The organism is Thalassococcus sp. (assembly GCF_982780845.1).
The window spans coordinates 95901-120243 of the sequence record NZ_CEYADA010000012.1; the positions used below are offsets into that span (position 1 = coordinate 95901).

The following is a 24343-nucleotide window of genomic DNA, read 5'->3' on the forward strand; positions in this document are numbered from 1 at the left end:
CGGCCAAAATTCGATCCTACGGGTGACGGAATTTTCCGATAGGCGTATCATGTTCTTTGCACAGGACTTAACACAGCCAAAAGGATGTAGATGACCCGCTTTGTTCTGATCACACTTGGAATGGTCGCTTTGCTGGCCCTTTCGCTGGTCTTTGGCGGGGTCTGGGCGTGGGCCGCGCTGTTCTACATCACTGTGTTTACCTTCTTTATGGACAAGCTTGCCGCCATGGCCGCGCCGGAACGCCCCGATCAGGAATTTCCGGCGGGTCATGGCCTGTCGACGTTTCTGGCGCTGGTGCATTTCCCGCTTCTGTTCGGCGGGGCGCTGGTGCTGTCTTCGGGCACGATGGGCTGGGCCTATGGCGTGCCTGCCTTCTTTGCGTTGGCGCTGTTTTTCGGCCAAGTGTCCAATTCCAATGCCCACGAACTGATCCACCGCGCCGACAGGTTCGGGCACCGTCTTGGCGTTGCTGTCTATGTCAGCCTGTTGTTCGGCCATCATGCCTCGGCCCATCCACGGGTGCACCATATCCACGCGGCAACGGACAAAGACCCGAATTCGGCCAAGCTGGGTGAAGGGTTCTATGCCTTTGCGATCCGCGCGTGGTGGGGCAGTTTCCGCGAAGGTCACCGCGCCGAAACCGCCTTTCGCGGGCGCAAGTCAAAGGGCAGCGGGATACATCCCTACAAGATTTACGGCGCAGGGGCGTTGGTGTGTCTGGCGGTTATCACGCTGGCTGGCGGTGGCCCTGCACTGGCGGTCTATGTCGGGTTGGCTGTTTATGCTCAACTCCAGCTGATGCTGTCGGATTACGTTCAACACTACGGTTTGCGCCGCAAGAAACGCGAAGATGGGCGCTATGAGCCTGTCGGGCCGCAACACAGCTGGAACGCGCCGCACGGGTTTTCGTCGGGCCTGATGCTGAACGCGCCGCGCCATTCGGATCACCACGCCAACCCGACGCGCAGCTATCCCAACCTGACGCTGGACCGTACGGCGATGCCGATCCTGCCGCATTCCCTGCCGGTGATGGCGGTGCTTGCGCTGCTTCCGCCGGTCTGGCGCAACATCATGGACAAGAGGGCAAAGAAATGGGCGTGACACTTCGCTTGATGGCTGTCTGTCTGGCTTTCGCAGTTCCTGCTAACGCGCAATCGCCGATGTCCGCGTCCGAGTTCGAGGCCTACACCACGGGCAAGACGCTTTATTTCGGGCAGGACGGCATGGCCTATGGCGCCGAGCGCTATCTGCCGGACCGCCGTGTCCAGTGGTCTTTCCTTGATGGCGATTGCAAAGATGGTTTCTGGTACGAAGAAAACAGTCAGATCTGCTTTGTCTATGAAGACAACCTTGATCCGCAGTGCTGGACGTTCTTCCGCGCCCCTGCCGGCCTGCGGGCGATATTTGAGAACGACCCCGAGGCCACGACGCTGTACGAGGCTCAACAGGACAGCAAACCGATGCTTTGCTACGGGCCGGACGTGGGCGCTTAACGCCTGTGCAAATACGCACAGAATTGACCATACCCAGACCACCCTGTGCGCCCTACCCTAGACGCAACCACAGGAGCGTCACATGAGCTGGAACCCCACCATCGACCCGAACACGGTCAACCCCGACAGCATCGACACGGTAATCATCCCCCGTGCCCGCGACATCGGCGGGTTCGAGGTCCGGCGTTCGCTTCCTACACCGCGTCGCCAGATGGTCGGGCCCTTCATCTTTTTCGACCAGATGGGACCGGCCGAGTTTCTGACCGATCAAGGCATCGACGTGCGCCCGCACCCGCATATCGGCTTGGGGACGGTGACCTACCTGTACCAAGGCGAATTCCAGCACCGCGACAGTCTGGGCACGAACCAGATGATCTATCCCGGTGAGGTGAACTGGATGCTCGCAGGGCGCGGCGTGACCCATTCGGAACGCACTGGCGACGAGGCCCGCCGCACCGGCCACAGCCTGTTCGGCATCCAGACATGGGTAGCCTTGCCGGAAGACCGCGAAGACATGGCTCCGGATTTCGAACACCACAAGAAAGAGGCCCTGCCCCTTCTGTCGGATCGCGGCGCGACGGCGCGATTGATCCTTGGGGATGCATGGGGGGCTGCGTCGCCCGTCACCATGCAGTCCGAGATTTTCTATGCCGACGTGGTGCTGGAACCGGGCGCGACGCTGCCGCTGCCGGACAACCACGAAGACCGCGGCATCTATATCACCCAAGGTGCGATCGAAGTGGCGGGCGACACCTTTGACACGGGCCGCATGATGGTGTTCCGCCCCGGCGACCGGATCAGCATCAAGGCAGGCCCGCAAGGCGCGCGGCTAATGGCATTGGGTGGCGCAACGATGAACGGACCGCGTTATATCTGGTGGAATTTCGTCTCATCCTCGCCCGAGAAGATCGACGCCGCGAAAGAGGCTTGGAAAACCGCCGACTGGTCGAACGGTCCGTTCCATCTGCCACCGGGTGATGAAGATGAATATGTGCCGATCACACCCGACATGGAGCGGATGAAGATCAAGAACAGGCCCCCGAAATCATGAGACAAAAATGATTTCTGTATCAAAACGCACAGAAGTCAAAACAACTGCAGATTAGTGTCTGAAGGTATGCAGAACTTGGGCCGCGGGATGGCGAGCGATCGCAAGACACCCCCAGTGCCTCGCGGTCCAATTTTGCATACATCTCTTTTGAAATATCGGACGATTAGTGACCTGCACCGTGGTCCATCGGCGGTTCGGCGCGGCGGTTGATGACGGTGAATTCCACGGCAACCTCGCCCGCCTTTTCAAAGACCAGCGTCGCCGGAACAGCTTCGCCTTCCTCGAACGGATCACCGTTCAACCCCATGAACATGATGTGCAGACCGCCGGGTTCGAAACTGACCGTGTCGCCTGCCGCGACCGGCACTGACATTTTATGCACCATGCGCGCGACGCCGTTTTCCTCGACGGTTTCGTGCATCATCACCTGCATCGGATCGGACTTGACCGCCAGCAACACATCATCTGTGTCGCCCATGTTCATCACCGTCAGATAGCCCGCGCCACTGGGCGCTGATTTCGGTGTTTCATAGGCATAGGCACCGGTCACCATCATATCGCTGTTATGCGCCATCTCTGCCGATAGCGGAGCCGCCAGCACGACAAAGGCCAATGACAGTCTACGAAGCATACGCCCATCCTTTCATGTAAATCGGGCAGACCTGCAAAGGCCTGCCCGAAAAACGTATCACGCTGCATCGCAGAAACAAGCCTGCGGTGACGGCTTTAGGTAAAGATCAGCGTATCGAACTCGACCCCGATGATCAGCGGGTCGTGATCGGACGATGCATAGACCCCGTCGTTGTAGAAGGCCGGATCGTTGAAGCTGGTATCATAGTTGATCAGGTCCGGTTCATCCGCGTTGATGTGCCATTCCGTAACGCCGGTGACATTGGCCGCAAAGGCCGCATCCGCAAGCCCCTGATCCAGCGTGCCACGCTGGCCATCAAAGACATAGGAATAGGCCACGTCCTGACCGATAAAGGCATCGATCAGATCGACATAGCCTGCATCGTCATCAAGGAACTGAACGGGGTCTTCTTCGGCATAGGCGTTCATGTCACCCAGAAGCAGAACGTTATCGACGCCGCCGCCGTTGTAGACCGTGCTGATGAACGTATCGAGCTCTTGCGCGGCCTCGGTACGGACACCGTTCCAGAAGCCCTGACCATCACCCTGATCAAAGTTCGGATCCGCCAACAGCGCATCTAGTTGCGCCTGCGTGATGTCCGTGCCACCCGCATCCAGATGGGCCTGCGCCGCATCTGCCAGATCCTGCAAGCCGCTGTCACCTTTGGATTTGAAGTGCGACGAGGCAACGGTGAACGTCTGGCCTGTGGCATTGTCGATGAAGGTGGCCACAACGGTCGGGCGGTTGCGGTCGAAATCATCAACCTCGCTGATGCCCAACGCCGTCTGGATTTCATCTGCAATCGCAAAGGTCGTCGCTGCCGAAGGTTCGTCATAAACGATGTATTCCGAATGCAGCAGCGTCACCGCGTTGGCGTCATAGATGATGCCGGTGGTGATCGCGTCGGTGCCGATGAAATCACCTGTGCCTGTCGGATCGACATAGGCATAGTTCGCGGCGGTGCCTTCGGCGTTCAGTTGATCCACCAAGGTCCCGATCGCAACGGTGCCGTTGTTTTCGATCTCTTGCAGCGCGATGACCTCGGCGCCGGTGCCGATGATACCATCGACAATCTTGGACGACTGGCGTTCGAATTCTTCCGCCGTGTCCGCACCGCGCGGATTAAGCGTGCCATCCGGTCCGGTGCCTGCGCCCGGCTCGTCAATCGTGGTGAAGTAGTTCAGCACGTTATAGGACGCGATCTGAAGCGTTCCGCCCACATCCGCAGGCGCATCGGTCCGCGCGCCTGTGTTTGTGGTTTCGTCGATCTGAAGCGTTTCCGTGACGATGACACGGTACTCACCAAACCCGTAGGACATGATGCCTTGGATCGGGGCCTCGATCTCGGCGCCCAGACGGATCGTGCTGCCTGCATCGCTGAAATCATCGGTGCTGTTCAGAACGCCGTCGCCATCGTCACCCGAACCGCCCGGCAGATAGTTGAAACTGCTCGGGTTCTGGGAGTCGACGCCATCATCCAGAAGCAAGCTGTTGTTCGCGTTCGCCTCTTGCAGGGCATCGATTTCAGCGGCCTGTGTCTGGGCATCATAAAGCTGCGTCGGCTGGTACTGATTGCCGGACGACACGGTGATCTGGCCAAAGCGATCAAGGTTGAAGTTGGTGATGACCGTCAAAGGATCAGCCGTGCCGCTTTCGACCAGCACCTGCATGCCTTCATAGGCTTCGTAATTTTGCGCCATATCCGGCGACAGGGTGATCGTGGCCGGTGTCGGCATGACGGTGGTCGTGGTGACAAACTCGGTGCTGGTCGCCGCGATTTGGGTCTGGCCAAAGAATTCGCCGACCGTTCCCGTGACCGTCATCACGTCGCCAAGGCTGACAAGGTCACCGCCGCCAGTGAAGACAAAAATGCCTTCCGAGGTCAGCAAATCGCCGTCCGCGTCGATATCTTCTTCCTGAAGGAAGAAACCGTCGGTTGTCACATAGGTCACCACCGCGGTTACAGACACGGATTGGCCGAGCAACAGGCTGTCGCCACCCTGCCCCTGAATTTCCGAGATTTTGACCGCCGTCGCGTCGGGGCCCGGATCGCCCTCGGTATTCGCAGCACCGCCAGTGTTTTCAGAAGGGGCGCTCCACGTGCCATCTTCGTTCCGCTGAAGCGAGAAACCGACAGGTGTGTTATTGTCCTCAAACACACCGATGTCTTCGGACGTCAGCCCAATCGCTGTGCTGTCCGTGGCCGTGAACGTGCCCTCGTAGGACAGGAATTCGATCACTTCGCCATTGTCGACCAGCGCGAGGCCGTCGGGCGATCCGTTCTGAATGCCAAGGAAATTCAGCTTGTAATAGTCATAGGTGCCATCGCTGGTCGGCGTCCTGTTCCCCAACAGCGAGCGACCATACAGCGTGCCGGTGCTACCGTTATATAGCTCGACGCTCATGGCCGAAACATCGGTTCCAGCGGCGACACGAACCTCGATGAATTCGCCTGTGTCACCATCAACGTTGTCATAGTGAAGCTCGTTGATCCGCGGCGTCAGGTCCACAGGCCCGTCATTCGACGCACCGGGCGTGCCCAGATCACCGTCGCCAAAGGTATCTTCGGCTGTGGTCCAGTTGGCCCCGACATTGTTGTCCAGTGTCACATCAATCAGCTCCATCGACGCGCCGTTTGGATCGGGGAAGTTCGGGCCGCCGTCGTATTCGACGCGGTCGATCTCAACGCTGTTGGTATCGGTCAGAACAATCTCGTCGGCACCATTGGCAAGGAACATGCCGCTGTATTGGTAATCAACCGGCACGCCGCCGTTTGTCGCGGTATCGGCGTTGTTGCCAAGAACCAGATACCCGCCAGCAGGCACGATCAGCGGACCGCCATTGTCGATGACAAAACTGTCGGTGTCATTGTCCGACACGGTCCAGCCGTTGATATCCACCGGCTCGGTGCCAGCGTTGTAGATTTCGAAATACTCACCTGCGCTGTCCGCAACAGCGGACGGGTTTTGCATGATTTCGGTGATCACGATCTGGGCAGGCTCGACCACCGGCACGTTTTCCGCACCGGATGTGTTTTCCTCGGGCTCGCGCCATGTGCCATCGTCGTTACGCTGAAGCGAGAAGCCGACAGGCGTCGAACCAGCCTCGGACACACCGATATCGGTCGAGGTCATGCCCGCAGCGGCACCGTCTGCCGCATCAAGTGAGCCTTCATAGGACAGGAACTCGATCACCTCAGGGCCGTTCGTCAGAACGATGCCATCGGGGCTTCCGTTTTGCAGACCGTTCGTGGGCAGGTTGATCACATAGTAATCATAGGTGCCGTCGCTGGTCATGTCGGTGCCGTTGACTGCTATCGTGGTGTAGACCAAGCCGGTTGAGCCGTTGACCAGTTCGACCGTCAGGAAAGACACATCATCACCCGCAGCGGTGCGGATTTCGATGAATTCGCCAGTGTCTGACCCATCGTTATCATAGTGGAATTCGTTGATGCGTGCGTCGATGACAGGCAGTTCCAGAACATCCGCAACGGTAACCGCGACATCTGCACTGTCAGTGCCGCCGAATTCGTCGGTGGCCGTGACCGTCACGTTATAGACGTTGTCCGCCCCGTCATCCTCGGGCGCTTCAAAATCGGGGGCTGTGATAAAAGACAAAGCGCCGGTCGTCTGGTCAATCGTGAACAGTGCGGCATCCACGCCCGACAGGCTGTAGGTCGCGGTCGTGCCATCCACATCCGTGACCTGAGCAGTCGTCACGTCGGTGGTGTTTTCGTCGATCGTGACTTCGCTGTCGATGGTCAGAACCGGATCGTCGTTGGTACCTGTGACCGTCACGGTCACCGTCGCGACATCGGTGCCGCCCAACCCGTCGTCAACGGTATAGGTGAAGGTGTCTGTGACCACTTCGCCCTCGGCCAGCGCGTCAAAGGCCGTGTCGGGGAAATAAACCACATTGCCGTCCACCAAAGACACCGACGCACCCAGCGCCGAGGTCGCGTCGACCGCTATGATGACCATCCGGTCACCGTCAAACTCCACATCGTTGGCCAGAAGATCGGCACCTGCGATGGTCAGTTCGACATTCTCGACCGCTTCGGCAGTGTCATCGCCCGCCAGAACCGCGTTGTTCGTGCCATCCAGATAGTAGGTGTAGTCATCCGCCGCGAAATAAAGCGCTTCGACGTCTTTCAGGGATGTACTGCCGGTGGTGAGCGCGCCTTCCAGCGCTGTGATCATCGCAAAGCGCGAAAGGTGGTTCAGACCGTCGCCAATGTCGTAATCCAGCACCGAGCCTTCGAAGGACACAACATCAAAGCCCTGACCGCCGTCGATATAATCGTAGCCGCTGGACCCCAGAATGACATCATCGCCACGACGGCCCCAGATGAAATCCGTGTCTTCCGTTCCGGCCAGAGTATCATCACCCTGAGTTCCGAAATCTTTATTCAAATTAAACACAAAGCGGCCTTTGCCGCTAAACGACGCGCGTCCAAACATAGTAATCCCCCCGGATTAAAATCAAACTGCTTTAAATTGGCTTTGCAGCTTGCTGTAACAAATGGATGACCAAAGTCGGTTTAACTGCAAACCAATTTTACCAGTCAGTCAAGCTTACGTTGAGTAAGCAGGGGTGATGCCAGTTTTGGGGGCAAATAATGTTTCTGGAATTGAGCTTAATGTTCCATTTCCAACGCGATTGCTGTCGCTTCGCCGCCACCGATGCAGATCGAGGCGATACCGCGACGTGCCTTGCGGGCCTTCATCGCCCCCAGCAGCGTCACAAGGATTCGCGCGCCCGATGCGCCGATAGGATGGCCCAAGGCCACCGCGCCGCCGTGCACGTTCAACCGGTCCCGATCAATCCCGCAGGATGACATGGACGCCATGGCAACCACGGCGAAGGCTTCGTTGATTTCGAACAGCTCGACCTCGTCCAGCGACCAGCCGATTTTTTCAGCCAGCTTTTGCTTGGCATAGATCGGTGCCGTGGTGAACCAACCCGGCTCGCCTGCATAGGCCGCGTGGCCGACGATACGGGCGATGGGCGTCAGCCCCAAAGCCTCGGCCTCGGACGCGCGACCCAGAACCAGTGCCGCCGCCCCGTCGTTGATTGACGAAGACGACGCTGCCGTGATGGTCCCGTCCTTGGCAAAGGCGGGCCGCAGGTTCGGAATTTTCGACGGATCGATCCGCTGCGGGCCTTCATCATGTGTGACTGTCTGTTCGCCCTTACGGGTGCGCAACGTCACCGGCGCGATTTCCCAGTCAAAGCTGCCATCCGATGCGGCCTTTTGGGCGCGCGTCACGCTTTCAATTGCGTATTGATCCTGCAAATCACGGGTGAACTGGTACTTGCGCGCGCAATCCTCGCCAAAGGTGCCCATAGAACGGCGGGTGCCGTCGGGCGCGATGTCATAGGCATCTTCCAGACCGTCCAGCATCATGTGATCCAGCATCCGGTCATGCCCGATCCGCGCGCCGCCACGTGCCTTGGGCAACAGATACGGCGCGTTGGTCATGCTTTCCATGCCACCGGCAACGGCCAAATCGATACTGCCAACCTTGATCGCGTCATGGGCCTGCATCACGGCCTTCATCCCCGATCCGCAAACCTTGGACACTGTTGTGCAGGGCGTCGCCGTCGACAGACCAGCCCCCAGCGCCGCCTGCCGTGCAGGTGCCTGGCCCAGACCGGCGGACAACACGTTGCCCATCAACACTTCATCCACACGCTCAGGCGCAACACCGGCCTGCGCCACTGCCGCACGGATCGCGACCGACCCCAGTTCGGTGGCCGACAAGGGCGAAAACGCCCCCTGAAACGCCCCCAGCGGCGTACGCGCCGCCCCAAGGATCATTACCGGTTCTGCTGTCAGATCGCGTGGCATGTCTGTTCCTCCCTCACATGGGTTCAGACTGCGCTTTTCGCGCCGAAGCGCAAGCAAAAATGAACGGCCGTTTATTATTCAGGATCGAAGGCGTAGCCGAAGCGTGCGATGTCCTTGGCGCAGATGTCCGCCACCAGACCTGCGGTTTGATCGCTGTAATACCCGCGCCAGTCCCTTGCCCGATCCGATGCGTTTTCGTGCCCCAAGTCAGGGTGAAACCCCAGATGCGCCTCGAACGCGTCCAGCGCAGCGTCCGGCTCTTCCAACTTTAGAAAGCTACAGGGCTGCTCGACCCCATCCGACGTGGTCACATAGCTGGGATAGTCATTGCTTCGAATGCCGTCCGCGATCACCGGATGCGCCAGAAAGCGATCGAAATCGAGGCTTTTGGCCAGCGCCACAGCCGGATGCAAAAAGCTTTGTTCGCGCAGCCAGTGGTAATAGCTGACCAACCGGTCCCACGGATTGCGGATCAGGGTGAATACTTTCAAAGGGGCAAGCTGATCTTGCGGCAGGATGCCTTCGATATCGGCCAGCGTGGAATGCTTCCAAAGCCGCCCTTTGGTCGTGACGCCCTTCAGCCGATTGCGCCGCTTGACCGCCTTGGGCGTGTCGCCGATCAGGATGTCATCCTTATGGGCACGATCCTCAAGCGCCATCGCCAGCGATGTGCCACCCGACTTAGGGATATGTACAAAAATGTAACCACGACCGGGTGAAATAATCATAGGCGCTTTTTACAGCGCCCTTTGATCACTGCGCAATGGCAACTCCGGATAGTGTGTTTGAAATGATGCTCTCACCTAGCGGGTAAACTGCGATGCCGTGGCAAGTTGTCTCGGGCGGTAAGTATTTCCTCACCCCTAGCGCTAACATGCCTTTGTCGCCCTTTTCTTGGATTTCAAAACCTGCTCATCTCTGCTCCGGAGATTAAAAGGGGAGAGGACTATGGGCTGGTTGGCCGATGAAACCGGGCTGGACAAGAACGCCGCGAACTACACTGCACTGACGCCGCTGTCATTTCTGGCACGCGCCGCAGATGTCTTCGCCGACCATCTTGCCGTCGTTTACGGATCGCACCGTGTAACCTATGCCGAATACCGCAACCGCGTGACCCAGCTGGCCTCGGGCCTGTCCAAACGTGGTGTTGTGTCTGGCGATGTGGTCGCAACGATCCTGCCCAACATCCCCGCCCATGCCGAAGCGCACTTTGGCGTGCCCGCCACTGGTGCGATCCTGAATTCGATCAACACCCGTCTGGACGTGGACACCGTCGCCTACATTTTTGACCACGGCGGAGCCAAAATCGCACTGGTCGACACGCAGTTCATCGAACTGGCTGAAGCCGCCAAAGCGCGCGCCGAAACCGAAGGCCCCGAAATCATCGAGGTCGTGGATACCGTCGCGGGGCTGACAGCCACAGGCCGCCACCCGACCTATGACGATCTGCTGGCCGAAGGCGATACGAATTTTGCGTGGGTCTATCCGCAGGACGAATGGGAAAGCATCGCGCTGAACTATACCTCGGGCACCACTGGCCGCCCCAAGGGTGTCGTCTATCACCACCGCGGGGCCTATCTGAATGCCATGGGTCAGGTCATTTCATGGCGCATCGTGATGAACCCCGTTTACCTGACGATCGTCCCGTTGTTCCACTGCAACGGCTGGTGCCACACATGGCTGATGCCTGCGGTCGGCGGCACGATCGCCTGCTGTCGTGATATCGTTGCGAAAGATATCTACCGCATCATCGCGGACGAAAAGGTCACGCATTTCGGCGGCGCGCCCATCGTTCTGAACATGCTGATCAACGCGCCCGAGGCTGACCGCCGCGATTTCGATCACGTGGTCGAGGTCTTTACCGCAGGCGCGCCCCCTGCCCCCGCGACGCTGGCCAAGATCGAACCCTTGGGTTTCAACATCACGCATGTCTATGGCCTGACCGAAACCTATGGCCCCGCCACCGAATGCACATGGCGCAGCAAGTGGGACGACACCAAAGGCGCCGAACGCGCATCGCTGAAGGCCCGTCAGGGCGTGGCCATGCCGTTCATCGAAGAGGTTACCGTCATGGACGGCGACAGCATGAACCGCGTACCGCGCGACGCCGAAACGCGCGGCGAAATCATGTTCCGCGGCAACGGCGTGATGAAGGGCTACTACAAAAACCCCGAAGCCACGGCCGAGGCCTTTGCAGGCGGCTACTTCCATTCCGGTGACATCGCGCTTCTGGAAGAAGACGGCTATCTGCGCATCGCGGACCGCGCCAAAGACATCATCATCTCGGGCGGGGAAAACATCTCGTCGGTCGAGGTTGAATCCGTGCTGATGGGCCACGATGCCGTCAGCCTTTGCGCGGTGGTCGCGAAACCCGACGAGAAATGGGGCGAAGTGCCCTGCGCCTTTGTGGAACTGAAAGAAGGCTGCGAGGTGGACGAAGCCACGCTGATCGCCTTCTCTCGGGAAACACTGGCGGGTTTCAAAACGCCCAAGAAGGTCGTTTTTCAGGAACTGCCGAAAACATCGACCGGTAAAATCCAGAAGTTCGCCCTGCGCGAAGCGGCAAAAACGCTCTGAATGCCGCCGCGCGTTGCCCTTGTCCCTTTGCCCGTGCTAGCGTGCGCCGCAAAGAGGCAGGGCAGCCCGGCGGTATGACAGCACTACACGAATACGAACGGCTTGAGGCCACGGGCCTGTGGCGCGCGGATGGCGCGGCGCAACGGCGTGAAGTGGTTGTGTCCCTGGGCGATGCGACCCTGACCATCGCCGACATGCAAGACCGCGTGCTGGGCCACTGGTCGCTTGCTGCCATTGAACGGGCCAGCGCCAAAGGCGACCGCCCCGCGATCTATCACCCCGACGGCGATCCGAACGAAACATTGGAACTGGCCGAGGGTGAAGATCAGATGATCGACGCTCTGGACCGGATCCTGCGTGCCGTCGACCGCAGTCGCCCCCAACCCGGAAAACTGCGCCACATTCTAGCAGGTGTTTCCGCCGTGGCGATCGTCGGTTTGGCCGTCTTCTGGCTGCCCGGCGCTTTGCTGAGTTATTCGGGCAAAGTCGTGCCCCCCGTCAAACGCGCCGAAATCGGCACCGCGCTTCTGGACCGGATCAGCCGCGTCACCGGCAGCCCCTGTGCCGCACCCGAGGCGAAAGAGCCGCTGCGCAAACTGGCGGCACGTATCCTTGGCCCGCAACGATCAAATGCGCTGGTCGTCCTGCCCGATGGCGTTGCCACCACAACCCACCTGCCCGGCGGTCGCATCCTTCTGAACCGCGCGCTGGTCGAAGACCCCGAAGATGCCGATGTGCCCGCAGGCTACATCCTAGCCGAAGCGGTCCGCGCGGCGGCGAGTGATCCGCTTCAGGATCTGCTGGAACACGCGGGCCTCTGGGCCAGCCTGAAGCTGCTGACCACAGGCTCTTTGCCCGACAGCGCGCTGGACAGCTACGCCGAACACGTCATGGTCCAACCCAATGCGCCCGTTGATCCGCAGCTTTTGATCGCGGCCTTTAGCGCCGCCGAACTGCGGTCTTCACCTTATGCCTATGCGGTGGACGTCACCGGCGAAACGACATTGGCCCTGATCGAAGCGGATCCCCGCGCCTCGGAAGGCAGCCGTCAGGTTCTGGCTGACGGCGACTGGATCCGCCTTCAGGGTATTTGTGGCAACTGATCCAGATGCGCGGCTGCGCCGCACAGGTCATCTCGGCCTCAGCCTTCGGCTCCGACCTCGGGTTTGGCGCTCAGATCACAAGTATTTTCTGTCCCCAAATACCTTGGGGGAATTGGCCGCAGGCCAAGGTGGCAAAGCCCCTTAGCGGCTGACGATTTTCGGCGCTTTGGTTTTGGCCTTCGCTGCCTCGGACGGTGTCAGCATGCGGCGCGGAACGGTGTTTGTCCACTTGGCCTGAGTGTCGTAATACCCCTGAACCGTCTGATAGGCGCGGTAGGGGTTCAGGCGATCATCTTCCCAAACAGACCGGTAACCTGCCGGGATCTGCGGTTTGATGCCTTCGTGATCGTCATAAACATGCTTGGGGACGATCACGGTGTTGCCCGGCAGGTTGCCGCCGCGGCTGTCCTGATAGGACCGGAACGAACCGCCAGACGGCGTGACTTTGCTGCGGCGGATTTCTGTCACGTGGCCTGTGTCCTGAGACCCGCAGCGCACCGGATAACGGCCACCATTTCCGATGTATTTGTTCGAAATCGCCGACGCGCCCTGACAGGCGCTCTGGTTATCTGCAGGCACTTCAATCATGCGTTTTTGCGGAACAGGCGCAGCCGTCACGACACGCGGCGTGGCCACTTTGGGCAGCGTTTTGACCACCTTGGGCGCTGGCGCCACGGGCTTGGAAGCTGGCGCCTTTACGATTGTTTTAGCGACAGGCTTGGCCACCGGCGCGGGCGCAGGTGCGGTGCGCACGACGCGTACCGGTTGCTGCGGCGCCGCAGCTGGTTTGGCCGCAGGCGCGACCGTGGTGGCCGGCACGATCTTGATCGCGTCTTTCGGGATGGGCGCGACGGTTGGCGCAGGGGCGGCAGCAGCAAAGGTCGGCTGCGCGCCGCACAGATGTTCCCGTGCACGGCTGACACGCGGCACCCAGTCGACCGCACCATCGATGCCTGCGCGTACATACACGCAGCCACGGCTGTCGACATACTGGCGACCTTCGTAACTGGCGGGCGGGAATTCTGCAGGAATGTCCGTTCCTTGCTGGGCCTGAGCCATAAAGGCAAAGGCACAGGATGACGCCAGATAAACAAGAGCGAGCGCGCGTTTCAGTTTCATGTCATACCCCACAGATTGGACGCAGAATGCATCAACACCTTGCGTCTGTAAAGCGGGGACTACGCCTATTTTGTGCCGAACATCCGGTCGCCAGCGTCCCCGAGCCCAGGCACGATATAGCCCTTTTCGTTCAGATGACTATCCAGCGATGCGGTCACGATGGGCACATCGGGATGGGCCTCTTTCATACGGGCCACGCCCTCGGGGGAAGCCAGCAGGCAGAGGAAGCGGATGTTCTTGGCGCCTGACTTCTTCAAAAGGTCGATTGCTGCAACCGACGAATTGCCCGTGGCCAGCATCGGATCGACGGCGATCACCAGACGATCTTCAAGGCTTTCCGGCACTTTGAAATAGTATTGCACCGGCTCCAGCGTTTCTTCATCGCGGTACAGGCCGACAAACCCGACACGGGCCGACGGGATCAGCTCCAACACCCCGTCCAGCAACCCGTTCCCAGCCCGCAGGATCGAAATCAGAGCAAGCTTTTTGCCCGCCAGCACCGGTGCCTCCATTTCCTGAAGTGGTGTGTCGATGGTCCGTTTGGTCATCGGCAGGTCGCGCGTGACCTCATAGGCCAGAAACTGGCTGATTTCGCGCAGAAGCTGGCGGAAAACGGCGGTCGAGGTATCGCGTTCGCGCATCAGCGTCAATTTGTGCTGGACGAGCGGGTGATCGACGATGGTCAGATGTTGGGTCATGAAATCTCCAATCGTTTGGCGACGGCGTCGCGGGTGGCACCGTCGCAAAAGGCCGCGTCCAGCGCGGTTTGGTTCAAGTCGCGGAACACCGAGGCATCCCAATTCAATGTTTTGGCAAGGTTGACGTATTCGTCGCGCATCGTGGTGTGGAAAAACGGCGGGTCATCGGTTGAAACGGTCACCTTGACCCCACGATCCTTCAGCTTGGCAATCGGGTGATCCCTAAGCGACTTGTAGACGCCCAGCACCACGTTCGATCCCGGACAGACCTCAAGCACCACATCGCGTTCCGCCAGCATTTCGCAAAGCGCGGGATCTTCGATCGCGCGCACCCCGTGACCGATGCGGATCACATTCAGCGCCTCGACCGCTTCGCGCACTTCCGATGGACCGCGCCATTCACCGGCGTGGGTGGTCAGTTTCAGGCCTGCCTCGCGCGCCATGTCATAGGAGTAGGCAAAGTCGCTTTGCTTGCCCTTGTTTTCATCCCCGCCCATGCCGAACCCGACAATCCAGTCGCCCGCGGTTTCCGCCGCACAGAGCGCGGATGCCTTGGCCTGCTCCGGCCCGAAATGGCGCACGCAGGTCACGACCCCGCGCAGGGTGATGCCCATGTCGCGTTCGGCCGCATCGGCGGCTTCGCGGATCGCATGAAGGTAGTCGCGCCATGCCTCGACATCGCCGCCGCCGCAGAAATCGGGGCTGATAAAGCTTTCGGTGTAGACGACGCCGTTCTTGGCGCTTTCTTCCAGAATGGCGGTGGTCAGGCGGGCGTAATCATCAGGCGTTTTCAGAACGCTTGTCGCGGCCTCGTAAACCGACAGGAAATGCAAGAAGCCCTGAAAGTCATAGCTGCCGTCTTTTCTGAACACCTTCGAGATATCGACGTTCTTTTCACGCGCCAGACCACGAATAAACTGGGGTGGCGCCGCGCCTTCGTGGTGCAGGTGCAGTTCGACCTTGGGCAGGTTCGCGACCTCGTACAGGTCTTCTTCCGTCAGGGGCGCATCAGGATCACGATCCGACATCACAAAAAGCTCTTTCCCGCGCCGCGCGCGTCTAGTCCCAGATGATCCGCGACCGAGGCCGCGACATCTGCAAAACCCACATGTCCCATGGTGCCAGCGCCCTTCCCCGCGATCAACACAGGCACACGTTCGCGGGTGTGGTCGGTGCCCGTCCAGCTGGGGTCGTTGCCGTGATCTGCCGTCAGGATCAGCAGATCACCGTCTTTCAGGCTGTCCAGCACACGGCCGATCCCCTGATCGAAGCGTTCCAACGCGGCGGCATAACCCGCGATGTTGCGGCGGTGACCGTAGAGCGAGTCGAACTCGACAAAGTTCGCGAATGTCAGGCTGCCTTCGGGCGCGTCGCGCACCAGATCGTGCAGATGGCCCATCAGCGTGGCATCATCGCCTTTGCGCACCTCATCGATGCCCTCCATCGAAAAGATGTCGCCGATCTTGCCAACAGCAAACACCTTGCGTCCTGCATCCTGCGCCCAGTTGGTCAGGATCGGTTCGGGCGGGCGAATGGCATAATCGCGGCGGTTCGTGGTGCGGGTGAAATTGCCGGGCTCGCCCACAAACGGGCGGGCGATGACACGGCCCACTTTCATGTCGTGCAACGTCGGCGCGATGGCCGCGCACAGGTCCAGCAGGCGTTGCAAGCCAAAGTATTCCTCATGCGCCGCGATCTGGAACACGGAGTCCGCCGAGGTATAGCAAATCGGCCAGCCGGTCCGGATGTGTTCCGCGCCGAATTCATCCAGCATGACCGTGCCCGAGCCGTGGCAATTGGCCAGAATGCCCTCTGTTCCCGCCAGTTCGCAGACGCGTCTGGTCAGGTCCTCAGGGAAGCTCGGGACGGACACAGGGAAATAGGCCCAGTCCCACGGCACCGGCAGACCGGCCAGTTCCCAGTGGCCCGAAGGCGTGTCCTTGCCCTTGGACTCCTCGGTCGCAGCCCCCCAAAGACCCACAGGCGTGGCTGTTAACCCCGGCGCTGTCACGCCTGAGGCCAGCTCAACCGACGCGCCCAGCCCGAGTGCATTGAGGTTGGGCAGATGCAACGGGCCGCTGCGCCCATCTTCGGCCCGCCCCTCGGCGCAGGCCTGCGCGATGTGGGCCACGGTGTTCGCGCCCGTATCAGGCCGATCACCATTGAAATACCGATGCGCATCCGGTGCGCCGCCGATACCGACGCTGTCCATCACAACCAGAAACGCGCGGGTCATTTTGGCCCCCTTGCGTTGACCTGTTCCTGAACCAGCGACCCGACATCCGGCTTTGCGCCGATGGTGATCGCGCCCAACACTTCGCCCACCGCCTGTTCGGCTTGCGTCAAGCGGCTGGAATGGACACGGGCCAAGGGCTGGCCTTTGGCAACCTTGGTGCCCAGCGGGACCAGATCAGTGACGCCGACAGCAGGATCGACCACATCGCTTTCCACCTGACGCCCGCCGCCCAGACCCACAACGGTCAGGCCCAAGGCCTCTCCATCAATCGCGCTGATATAGCCCGCTTCGGGTGCAGTGACCTCGGTGATCACGGTGGCTTCAGGCAGGAAGCGGGTCCAATCCTCGACGAAATTCTTCGGCCCGCCCATCGCATAGATCATCCGGCCCATATGGTCGGCAGCAGCGCCCGACGCGATGACCTGACGCAGCTTTGCGGCCCCTGCCTTGGCGTCCGGCGCCACCTTTGCCAATGCCAGCAGCGCACCGCCCAGTTCGACCGTCAGTTCGCCCAGACGCCCGAAGTCGGCCCCTGTCAGAACCCGCATGGATGACGCGACCTCGACCGCGTTGCCAAGGCTGTCTGCCAAGGGCTGGTTCATGTCGGTCAGCAAAGCGGTGGTCGGGCAACCGGCGGCATTGGCGGTATCGACCAAGGCCTGCGCCAGTTCGCGCGCCTCATCCACCGTTTTCATGAATGCGCCCGATCCGAATTTCACGTCCAGAACCAGCGCCTCTAACCCGCCTGCCAGTTTCTTGGACAGGATCGACGCGCAGATCAGATCAATGCTTTCGACCGTCGCTGTCACGTCGCGGATCGCATAAAGGCGTTTATCAGCAGGGGCGATATCAGTGCTGGCGCTGACGATGGCGCAGCCTGCTTCGGCCACGATGGCACGGAATTTGGCCTCGTCCACATCGGTGCGCACACCGGGGATCGCCTCAAGCTTATCAAGCGTGCCGCCGGTATGGCCCAGCCCGCGACCGGAAATCATAGGGACATAGACGCCACAAGCGGCCAAAGCGGGGGCAAGAACCAAAGACACACAGTCGCCCACGCCACCGGTGGAATGTTTATCAATCACGGGGCCATCCAGATCCCAGCCCATCACATGACCGGAATCACGCATCGCCAAAGTCAGTGCGGCGCGGCCCTGATCACCCAACCCGCGCAAACAGACCGCCATGGCAAAGGCCCCTGCCTGCGCGTCACTGACACTGCCGTCGGCAAGCCCCTGAGCGAACCATGCGATCGCTTCGGGGTCAGGCGTTTCGCCACGGCGAAGCTGGGCGATGATGCTGCGTGCGTCCATCAGGTGCGGTCCATGTGGCCTTGATCAAACGCGCCGGGCAGCAATTCGGGGATGGTGACGGTTTTTTCCGTCCCTTCAAGCGTGGCCATTGTGACGGTCGCGCCTTCGGCTGCGAATTCGGCCAGCTTCTGGCGGCAGCCACCACAGGGCGGCACGGGCGACGGCGCATCGGCGATCACATAGGCCTTGCTGAATTTCGTCTCGCCTGCTGCGATCATGGCGGCAAGCGCGCCCGCTTCGGCGCAGGTGCCCTCGGGATAGGCGACGTTTTCCACGTTCACCCCGACAAAGACGGTGCCCGACGGCGTTTCCAGCGCCGCGCCGACCTTGAAATTCGAATAGGGGGCATAGGCGTTTTCGCGTACGCGCTTGGCGTCATCCCGCAATGTCATTGCAACCTCACTCATATGGAATGGGTGACACATTGCGCCCCTGTAGTATTGTGCGCAAGGGGGGAGGCGTTGCGGAACCTCAAGAAATTTTACCAAACAGACAAGTTATATCATCTTCCGCAAAGATGACCTTAGTCAGTGACCAGATTTCCGGAATATCCGGGGCATTTCCCGCAAATCGGGTTTCCCTGACGCCAAAATTAGTTTAGCGCTCAACCAAATTCCGAATGGAGCCCGAAATGTCCAATTCGCCAACCGATAGTTTTCGCCAAACGGCCCTGACCTACCACGAAGAACCGCGCCCCGGGAAACTGGAAATCCGCGCGACCAAGCCCATGGCAAACGGGCGCGATCTGGCACGGGCGTATTCTCCTGGCGTGGCCGAGGCCTGCATCGAAATCAAAGAAGATCCAGCAAATGCAGCGCGTTACACCACACGCGGCAATCTGGTGGCGGTTGTCACCAATGGCACAGCGGTGCTTGGCCTTGGCAACATCGGCGCACTTGCATCCAAGCCGGTGATGGAGGGCAAAGCGGTTCTGTTCAAAAAGTTCGCAGGCATCGACTGTTTCGACATCGAACTGAACGAATCGGACCCTGAAAAGCTGGCAGATATCGTCTGCGCGCTGGAACCGACCTTTGGCGCGATCAATCTGGAAGACATCAAAGCACCAGATTGTTTTATCGTTGAACAAATTTGCCGCGAGCGGATGAACATCCCTGTTTTCCACGACGACCAGCACGGAACCGCCATCGTTGTGGGCGCGGCGGCCACCAACGCGCTGCGCGTTGCGGGCAAATCCTTTGAAGATATCAAAATCGTCTCGACCGGCGGCGGCGCTGCGGGCATTGCCTGCCTCAACATGCTGCTAAAGCTGGGCGTGAAGCGTGAAAACGTGTGGCTCTGCGACCTGCACGGACTGGTCTACAATGGCCGCGAAGAGGATATGACGCCCCAGAAAGCGGCCTTTGCCCAAGGGGATCAGCCGAAAACACTGGCCGAAGTGATCGAAGGCGCGGACCTGTTCCTTGGCCTGTCCGGCCCGAAGGTGCTGAAGCCCGAAATGGTCGCAACAATGGCCAACCGCCCGATCATTTTCGCACTTGCCAACCCGACCCCTGAAATCATGCCAGACGAGGTCCGCGCCGTATCGCCCGATGCGATCATTGCCACAGGCCGTTCGGATTTCCCCAATCAGGTCAACAACGTCCTGTGTTTCCCGTTCATCTTCCGTGGCGCGCTGGACGTCGGCGCGACCGAGATCAACGACGAAATGCAGGTCGCCTGCGTCGAGGGCATTGCCGCCCTTGCCCGCGCCACCACATCCGCAGAAGCAGCCGCTGCCTATCAGGGCGAAAGCCTGACATTCGGGGCCGATTACCTGATCCCGAAACCTTTTGATCCGCGTCTGTCCGGCGTCGTCTCGACCGCCGTTGCCAAAGCGGCGATGGACAGCGGCGTTGCGACACGTCCGTTGGAAGATATCGCTGCCTACCGCCGCAAACTGGACGCCTCGGTCTACAAATCGGCGCTGCTGATGCGCCCTGTCTTCCAAGCCGCCGCCACCGCATCGCGCCGCATCGTCTTTGCCGAGGGCGAAGATGAACGCGTGTTGCGTGCCGCGCAGGCGATTCTGGAGGAAACCACCGAACAGCCCATCCTGATCGGCCGCCCCGAGGTCATCTCGCGCCGGTGCGAACGTCTGGGCCTTGAAATCCGCCCCGAGCGTGACTTCAACCTTGTGAACCCCGAAAACGACCCGCGTTATCGCGACTACTGGCAAAGCTATCACCAGTTGATGGCCCGTCAGGGCGTCACCCCCGACATCGCCCGCGCGATCATGCGCACCAACACCACGGCGATTGCCGCTGTCATGGTCCACCGCGACGAAGCCGACAGCATGATCTGCGGCAGCTTTGGCGAATTCAAATGGCACCTGAACTACGTCAATCAGGTGCTGGGCACCGAAGGCCTGTCGCCCCAAGGCGCGCTGAGCCTGATGATCATGGAAGACGGCCCCCTGTTTATCGCCGACACCCATGTGCATGTGACCCCAACACCGGATCAGATCGCCGAAACCGTGATCGGTGCGGCCCGCCATGCCCGCCGCTTTGGCATCGACCCCAAGATCGCGCTGTGTTCGCAAAGCCAGTTCGGCAATCAGCACAGCGAAGCCGCCGAACGCCTGCGCGCCGCCATCGCCATCCTCGACAGCAAGCCGCGTGATTTCTGTTATGAGGGCGAAATGAACGTCGAGGCCGCGCTGGACACAGAACTGCGTGAACGTTTGCTGCCGACCAACCGGATGACCGGCAATGCCAACATCCTGATCTTTGCCCATGCTGACGCGGCCTCGGGCGTGCGGAACATTCTCAAAATGAAAGCGGGCGCTTTGGAAGTCGGTCCGATCCTGATGGGCATGGGCAACCGCGCCCACATCGTGACGCCGTCGATCACCGCCCGCGGGCTGCTGAACGTGGCCGCTCTGGCAGGCACGCCGGTGTCGCAATACGGCTGAACTCAGACAGATCGTTTCTGAACGGTCGTTTATCGACATTTCAGGGCGCTGCACCCCATGCGGGTCAGCGCCCTAAGCATTTGATCAGACGCAGAAATAGACAATTTGTTAAGTAATTTACAGACACCTCAGCAAATTCTGTAAACTTCCCCACCGGATTTTTTCTGGTTGCGGTAACGGGGCTTGCGCCACCATCATCGGCTTTCTAACACTTCCCTATCGTGACGAGGAGGAGCTGATCGATGACCTACAAAGACGTCTATGCCGAATGGAAGAGCAATCCCGAAGCCTTCTGGATGAAAGCTGCCGAGGCCATCGATTGGACGAAAGCCCCGTCCAAAGCCCTGTCCGAACTGGGCAACGATATGTTCGAATGGTTCGCCGATGGCGAAACCAACACTTGCTACAACTGCGTGGACCGCCACGTCGAAGCAGGGCGCGGCGATCAGGCGGCCATCATCTATGACAGCCCCGTCACCGACACCAAACAGACCATCACATTCGCCGAACTGCAGCGCGATGTTGCGGCCTTTGCCGGCGCACTGAAAGCCAAGGGCATCGAAAAGGGCGACCGCGTTATCATCTACATGCCGATGATCCCGCAGACCGCCGTTGCGATGCTGGCCTGCGCCCGTCTGGGTGCGATCCACTCGGTCGTTTTCGGCGGCTTTGCAGCGCACGAACTGGCGGTGCGCATCGACGACGCAAAACCCAAGGCGATCATCGCTGCCTCCTGCGGGATCGAACCGGGCCGCGTCGTGGAATACAAACCCCTTCTGGACGGCGCGATTGAACTGGCCGAACACAAGCCCGAGTTCACGGTGACTTACCAGCGCCCGCAGGCGCAGGCGACACTGGTCGAGGGTCGTGATTACGATTGGGACAGCGTTCAGGAAGGCACCGAGCCTACAGGCTGCACACCGGTCGAAGGCAACCACCCCGCCTATATCCTCTATACCTCCGGCACCACCGGCGCGCCCAAGGGCGTTGTCCGCCACACAGGCGGCCATCTGGTTGCGCTGAACTGGACCATGAAGAACATCTACAACGTCAATCCCGGCGAGGTGTTCTGGGCCGCATCCGACGTGGGCTGGGTCGTGGGCCACAGCTATATTGTCTACGGTCCGCTGATCCACGGCAACACCACCGTTCTGTTCGAAGGCAAACCCATCGGCACGCCTGATGCCTCGACCTTCTGGCGCATCATTTCCGAATACGACGTGAAATCCTTCTTCACAGCGCCCACGGCCTTCCGCGCCGTGAAACGCGACGACCCCAAGGTCGAACTGATGAAGGGCCACGACATCTCGGGCCTGCGCGCCATCTATCTGGCAGGCGAACGCGCCGATCCGGACACCATCGAATGGGCGCAGCGCGTCACTGGCAAACCGATCTACGATCACTGGTGGCAGACGGAGACCGGCTGGACCATCGCCGGCATGCCCGCAGGCATCGAAGAACTGCCCGTGAAAATCGGCTCTCCCTCGGTTCCGATGCCGGGCTACGACGTGCAAATTCTGGACGAAGCCGGTCACCCGATGAAAGCGGGCGAACTGGGCGCCATCGCCGTCAAATTGCCCCTGCCCCCGGGCACACTTCCGACTCTGTGGAACGCAGAAGACCGCTTCCGCAAAAGCTATCTCCAGCAATTCCCCGGCTACTATGAAACCGGCGATGCAGGCATGATCGACGAAGACGGCTATCTCTACATCATGGCGCGCACCGATGACGTCATCAACGTCGCAGGCCACCGCCTGTCCACCGGCGCGATGGAAGAGGTTCTGGCCGGTCACCCCGATGTGGCGGAATGCGCCGTGGTTGGCGTCGCAGACAGCTTCAAAGGCCAGCTGCCCATGGGCTTTGTCTGCCTGACAACCGGCGTGAACCGCGATCACGGTGAAATCGCCGCAGAATGCGTGAAGCGCGTCCGCGATCAGATCGGTCCGGTGGCGGCGTTCAAACTCTGCACTGTGGTTGATCGCCTGCCCAAAACACGCTCAGGCAAAATCCTTCGCCGCACCATGGCATCCATCGCCGACGGACAAGAGTTCAAAATGCCCGCGACCATCGACGATCCCGCGATCCTCGATGAAATCAGCGACGCGGTGAAAACACTGGGCTACCCCAAAGCCTAAGCCAAAAGTTAAGTCCCTGGGTGTTCGGGGTCGTGCCGTAGGCGCGGCCCCGTTCCTTTTGGTCCGCCAAAGGGCGCCCGCACGCGCGCCAAAGCGTCAGCGACGGCGCGGAAAACCTGCGCGGCCGACAGGCCGCACAATTGGATCAGGCGGGTTAAACGAATTGCTCGCGCAGCAGCCGCTCTTCCAGCCCATGACCCGGGTCGAACAGAACACGGTGTGCAATCGACGGCTCTGATTTGATATCGACCTGCACCACATCCTCGACCGCCCGCGCATCCGCTTCGGCCATCACGGGGCGTTTGTCGGGATCGACAACATCAAACCGCACATGTGCGCTTGACGGCAGCAAGGCACCGCGCCAGCGACGGGGGCGGAACGCCGACATCGCGGTCAGCGCCAGAACATCCGATCCGATCGGCAAAATCGGCCCGTGGGCAGAATAATTATAGGCCGTCGACCCCGCAGGTGTCGCCACCAGTGCACCGTCACAGACAAGTTCGGCCATCCGCAACTTGCCATCGACCGAAATCTTCAACCGCGCCGCTTGCGGGCCTGAGCGCAGCAGCGACACCTCGTTGATGGCCAGCGCATTGTGCACCTCGCCATCGCGGGTCACAGCGCGCATGGACAGCGGGTTGATCACCTCTTCCTCGGCCGCATCCAGACGTTCTTCCAGCAGGTGCTCGGAATACTCGTTCATCAGGAAGCCAACTGTGCCACGGTTCATCCCGTAGACCGGCGCATCCAGATCCTGTGTGCGGTGAAGCGTCTGCAACATAAACCCGTCGCCGCCCAAAGCGACGATCACATCAGCGCCCTTTTCGGAATGGTCCCCATACCGGCGGGTCAAAGTCTGTAAAGCGGCCTGCGCGATCGGCGCGTTAGAGGCTGCAAAAGCGATACGAAGCGCCATTTTGTTTCCTGTGCGAACCCTTTGGCTCCGAAAGAACCACAAACTCCCCCGATGGACCAGCAAGACGATAGGTTAGACCGATATTTTGCCGCCAACGGGATTTACATTGTCGTATCAGACCGGTTTATCACCTTGGACATCTTATTGTGTTTCCGATACGAAACGCCGCAACGAATCCACGCGACAGGAGTACCTGCAACATGACCGCCTCTCACCTTGAAGACGGCTTCTTCACCACCCCGCTATCCGAGAGTGACCCCGAGCTATTTGCGTCGATCACGGGTGAGCTTGGTCGTCAGCGCGACGAGA

General features: G+C 60.1%; 18 protein-coding genes. 7 read left to right on the forward strand and 11 right to left on the reverse strand.

Features of this window, described 5'->3' with window-relative positions; all coding sequences use genetic code 11:
• Positions 1 to 90 precede the first annotated feature (90 nt).
• The 3 genes from AC4FIA_RS13810 (at position 91) to AC4FIA_RS13820 (ending at position 2544) form a co-directional block, all read left to right on the forward strand.
• Positions 91 to 1101, forward strand: coding sequence for an alkane 1-monooxygenase (locus AC4FIA_RS13810; RefSeq protein WP_490366337.1), 1011 nt, complete (start codon positions 91 to 93; stop codon positions 1099 to 1101).
• The gene (locus AC4FIA_RS13815; RefSeq protein WP_490366338.1) at positions 1092 to 1493 is read left to right on the forward strand and encodes a hypothetical protein; all 402 of its coding nucleotides are present in this window, start codon (positions 1092 to 1094) and stop codon (positions 1491 to 1493) included. Before AC4FIA_RS13810 ends, AC4FIA_RS13815 begins: the two co-directional genes overlap by 10 nt.
• 82 nt (positions 1494 to 1575) lie before the next feature.
• On the forward strand, positions 1576 to 2544 hold the full coding sequence (locus AC4FIA_RS13820) for a pirin family protein (protein ID WP_490366339.1): 969 nt from the start codon (positions 1576 to 1578) through the stop codon (positions 2542 to 2544).
• A gap of 163 nt (positions 2545 to 2707) precedes the next feature.
• On the opposite strand, the gene AC4FIA_RS13825 is transcribed toward AC4FIA_RS13820, so the two are convergent.
• The 4 genes from AC4FIA_RS13825 to AC4FIA_RS13840 form a co-directional block, all read right to left on the reverse strand.
• A complete protein-coding gene (locus AC4FIA_RS13825; protein WP_490366340.1) occupies positions 2708 to 3175 on the reverse strand; it encodes a copper chaperone PCu(A)C in 468 nt (155 codons plus the stop codon).
• Positions 3176 to 3270: 95 nt separating this feature from the next.
• A complete protein-coding gene (locus tag AC4FIA_RS13830) occupies positions 3271 to 7596 on the reverse strand; it encodes an ExeM/NucH family extracellular endonuclease (protein ID WP_490366341.1) in 4326 nt (1441 codons plus the stop codon).
• Positions 7597 to 7811: 215 nt separating this feature from the next.
• Positions 7812 to 9026: an acetyl-CoA C-acyltransferase gene (locus AC4FIA_RS13835; RefSeq protein WP_490366342.1), complete on the reverse strand. Its 1215-nt coding sequence runs from the start codon at positions 9024 to 9026 to the stop codon at positions 7812 to 7814.
• A gap of 74 nt (positions 9027 to 9100) precedes the next feature.
• Positions 9101 to 9754: a sulfotransferase family 2 domain-containing protein gene (locus AC4FIA_RS13840; protein ID WP_490366343.1), complete on the reverse strand. Its 654-nt coding sequence runs from the start codon at positions 9752 to 9754 to the stop codon at positions 9101 to 9103.
• 220 nt (positions 9755 to 9974) lie between these two features.
• Here AC4FIA_RS13840 and AC4FIA_RS13845 point away from each other — a divergent pair, with 220 nt between their 5' ends.
• Together AC4FIA_RS13845 and AC4FIA_RS13850 are read left to right on the forward strand one after the other, a co-directional pair.
• On the forward strand, positions 9975 to 11603 hold the full coding sequence (locus tag AC4FIA_RS13845) for an AMP-binding protein (protein ID WP_490366344.1): 1629 nt from the start codon (positions 9975 to 9977) through the stop codon (positions 11601 to 11603).
• Positions 11604 to 11677: 74 nt separating this feature from the next.
• Positions 11678 to 12706 carry a hypothetical protein gene (locus AC4FIA_RS13850; protein ID WP_490366345.1) on the forward strand — a complete coding sequence of 343 codons (1029 nt, stop codon included), beginning with the start codon at positions 11678 to 11680 and terminating at the stop codon, positions 12704 to 12706.
• A 141-nt stretch (positions 12707 to 12847) separates the two neighbouring features.
• Here AC4FIA_RS13850 and AC4FIA_RS13855 read toward each other — a convergent pair whose 3' ends face one another.
• The 6 genes from AC4FIA_RS13855 to cdd form a co-directional block, all read right to left on the reverse strand.
• Positions 12848 to 13825, reverse strand: a complete 978-nt coding sequence (locus AC4FIA_RS13855; RefSeq protein ID WP_490366346.1) for a hypothetical protein — start codon at positions 13823 to 13825, stop codon at positions 12848 to 12850.
• Positions 13826 to 13890: 65 nt separating this feature from the next.
• Positions 13891 to 14523 carry a uracil phosphoribosyltransferase gene (gene upp / locus AC4FIA_RS13860; RefSeq protein WP_103910874.1) on the reverse strand — a complete coding sequence of 211 codons (633 nt, stop codon included), beginning with the start codon at positions 14521 to 14523 and terminating at the stop codon, positions 13891 to 13893.
• Entirely contained in the window at positions 14520 to 15551 is a 1032-nt protein-coding gene (locus AC4FIA_RS13865; RefSeq protein ID WP_490366347.1) for an adenosine deaminase, read from the reverse strand. Before AC4FIA_RS13865 ends, upp begins: the two co-directional genes overlap by 4 nt.
• Positions 15551 to 16759, reverse strand: a complete 1209-nt coding sequence (locus AC4FIA_RS13870) for a phosphopentomutase (protein WP_490366348.1) — start codon at positions 16757 to 16759, stop codon at positions 15551 to 15553. Before AC4FIA_RS13870 ends, AC4FIA_RS13865 begins: the two co-directional genes overlap by 1 nt.
• Entirely contained in the window at positions 16756 to 18072 is a 1317-nt protein-coding gene (locus AC4FIA_RS13875; RefSeq protein ID WP_490366349.1) for a thymidine phosphorylase, read from the reverse strand. Before AC4FIA_RS13875 ends, AC4FIA_RS13870 begins: the two co-directional genes overlap by 4 nt.
• Positions 18072 to 18464: a cytidine deaminase gene (cdd, locus tag AC4FIA_RS13880; RefSeq protein WP_490366350.1), complete on the reverse strand. Its 393-nt coding sequence runs from the start codon at positions 18462 to 18464 to the stop codon at positions 18072 to 18074. The genes AC4FIA_RS13875 and cdd overlap by 1 nt, the downstream gene beginning before the upstream one ends.
• A gap of 239 nt (positions 18465 to 18703) precedes the next feature.
• On the opposite strand from cdd, the gene AC4FIA_RS13885 reads away from it, so the two are divergent.
• Together AC4FIA_RS13885 and AC4FIA_RS13890 are read left to right on the forward strand one after the other, a co-directional pair.
• Positions 18704 to 20983 carry an NADP-dependent malic enzyme gene (locus AC4FIA_RS13885; protein ID WP_490366351.1) on the forward strand — a complete coding sequence of 760 codons (2280 nt, stop codon included), beginning with the start codon at positions 18704 to 18706 and terminating at the stop codon, positions 20981 to 20983.
• A gap of 242 nt (positions 20984 to 21225) precedes the next feature.
• Positions 21226 to 23118, forward strand: coding sequence for a propionyl-CoA synthetase (locus AC4FIA_RS13890; protein WP_490366352.1), 1893 nt, complete (start codon positions 21226 to 21228; stop codon positions 23116 to 23118).
• A 154-nt stretch (positions 23119 to 23272) separates the two neighbouring features.
• Here the strand turns inward: AC4FIA_RS13890 and AC4FIA_RS13895 are convergent, their stop codons facing one another.
• Positions 23273 to 24034: an NAD kinase gene (locus AC4FIA_RS13895; protein WP_103910869.1), complete on the reverse strand. Its 762-nt coding sequence runs from the start codon at positions 24032 to 24034 to the stop codon at positions 23273 to 23275.
• Positions 24035 to 24343: the final 309 nt, after the last annotated feature.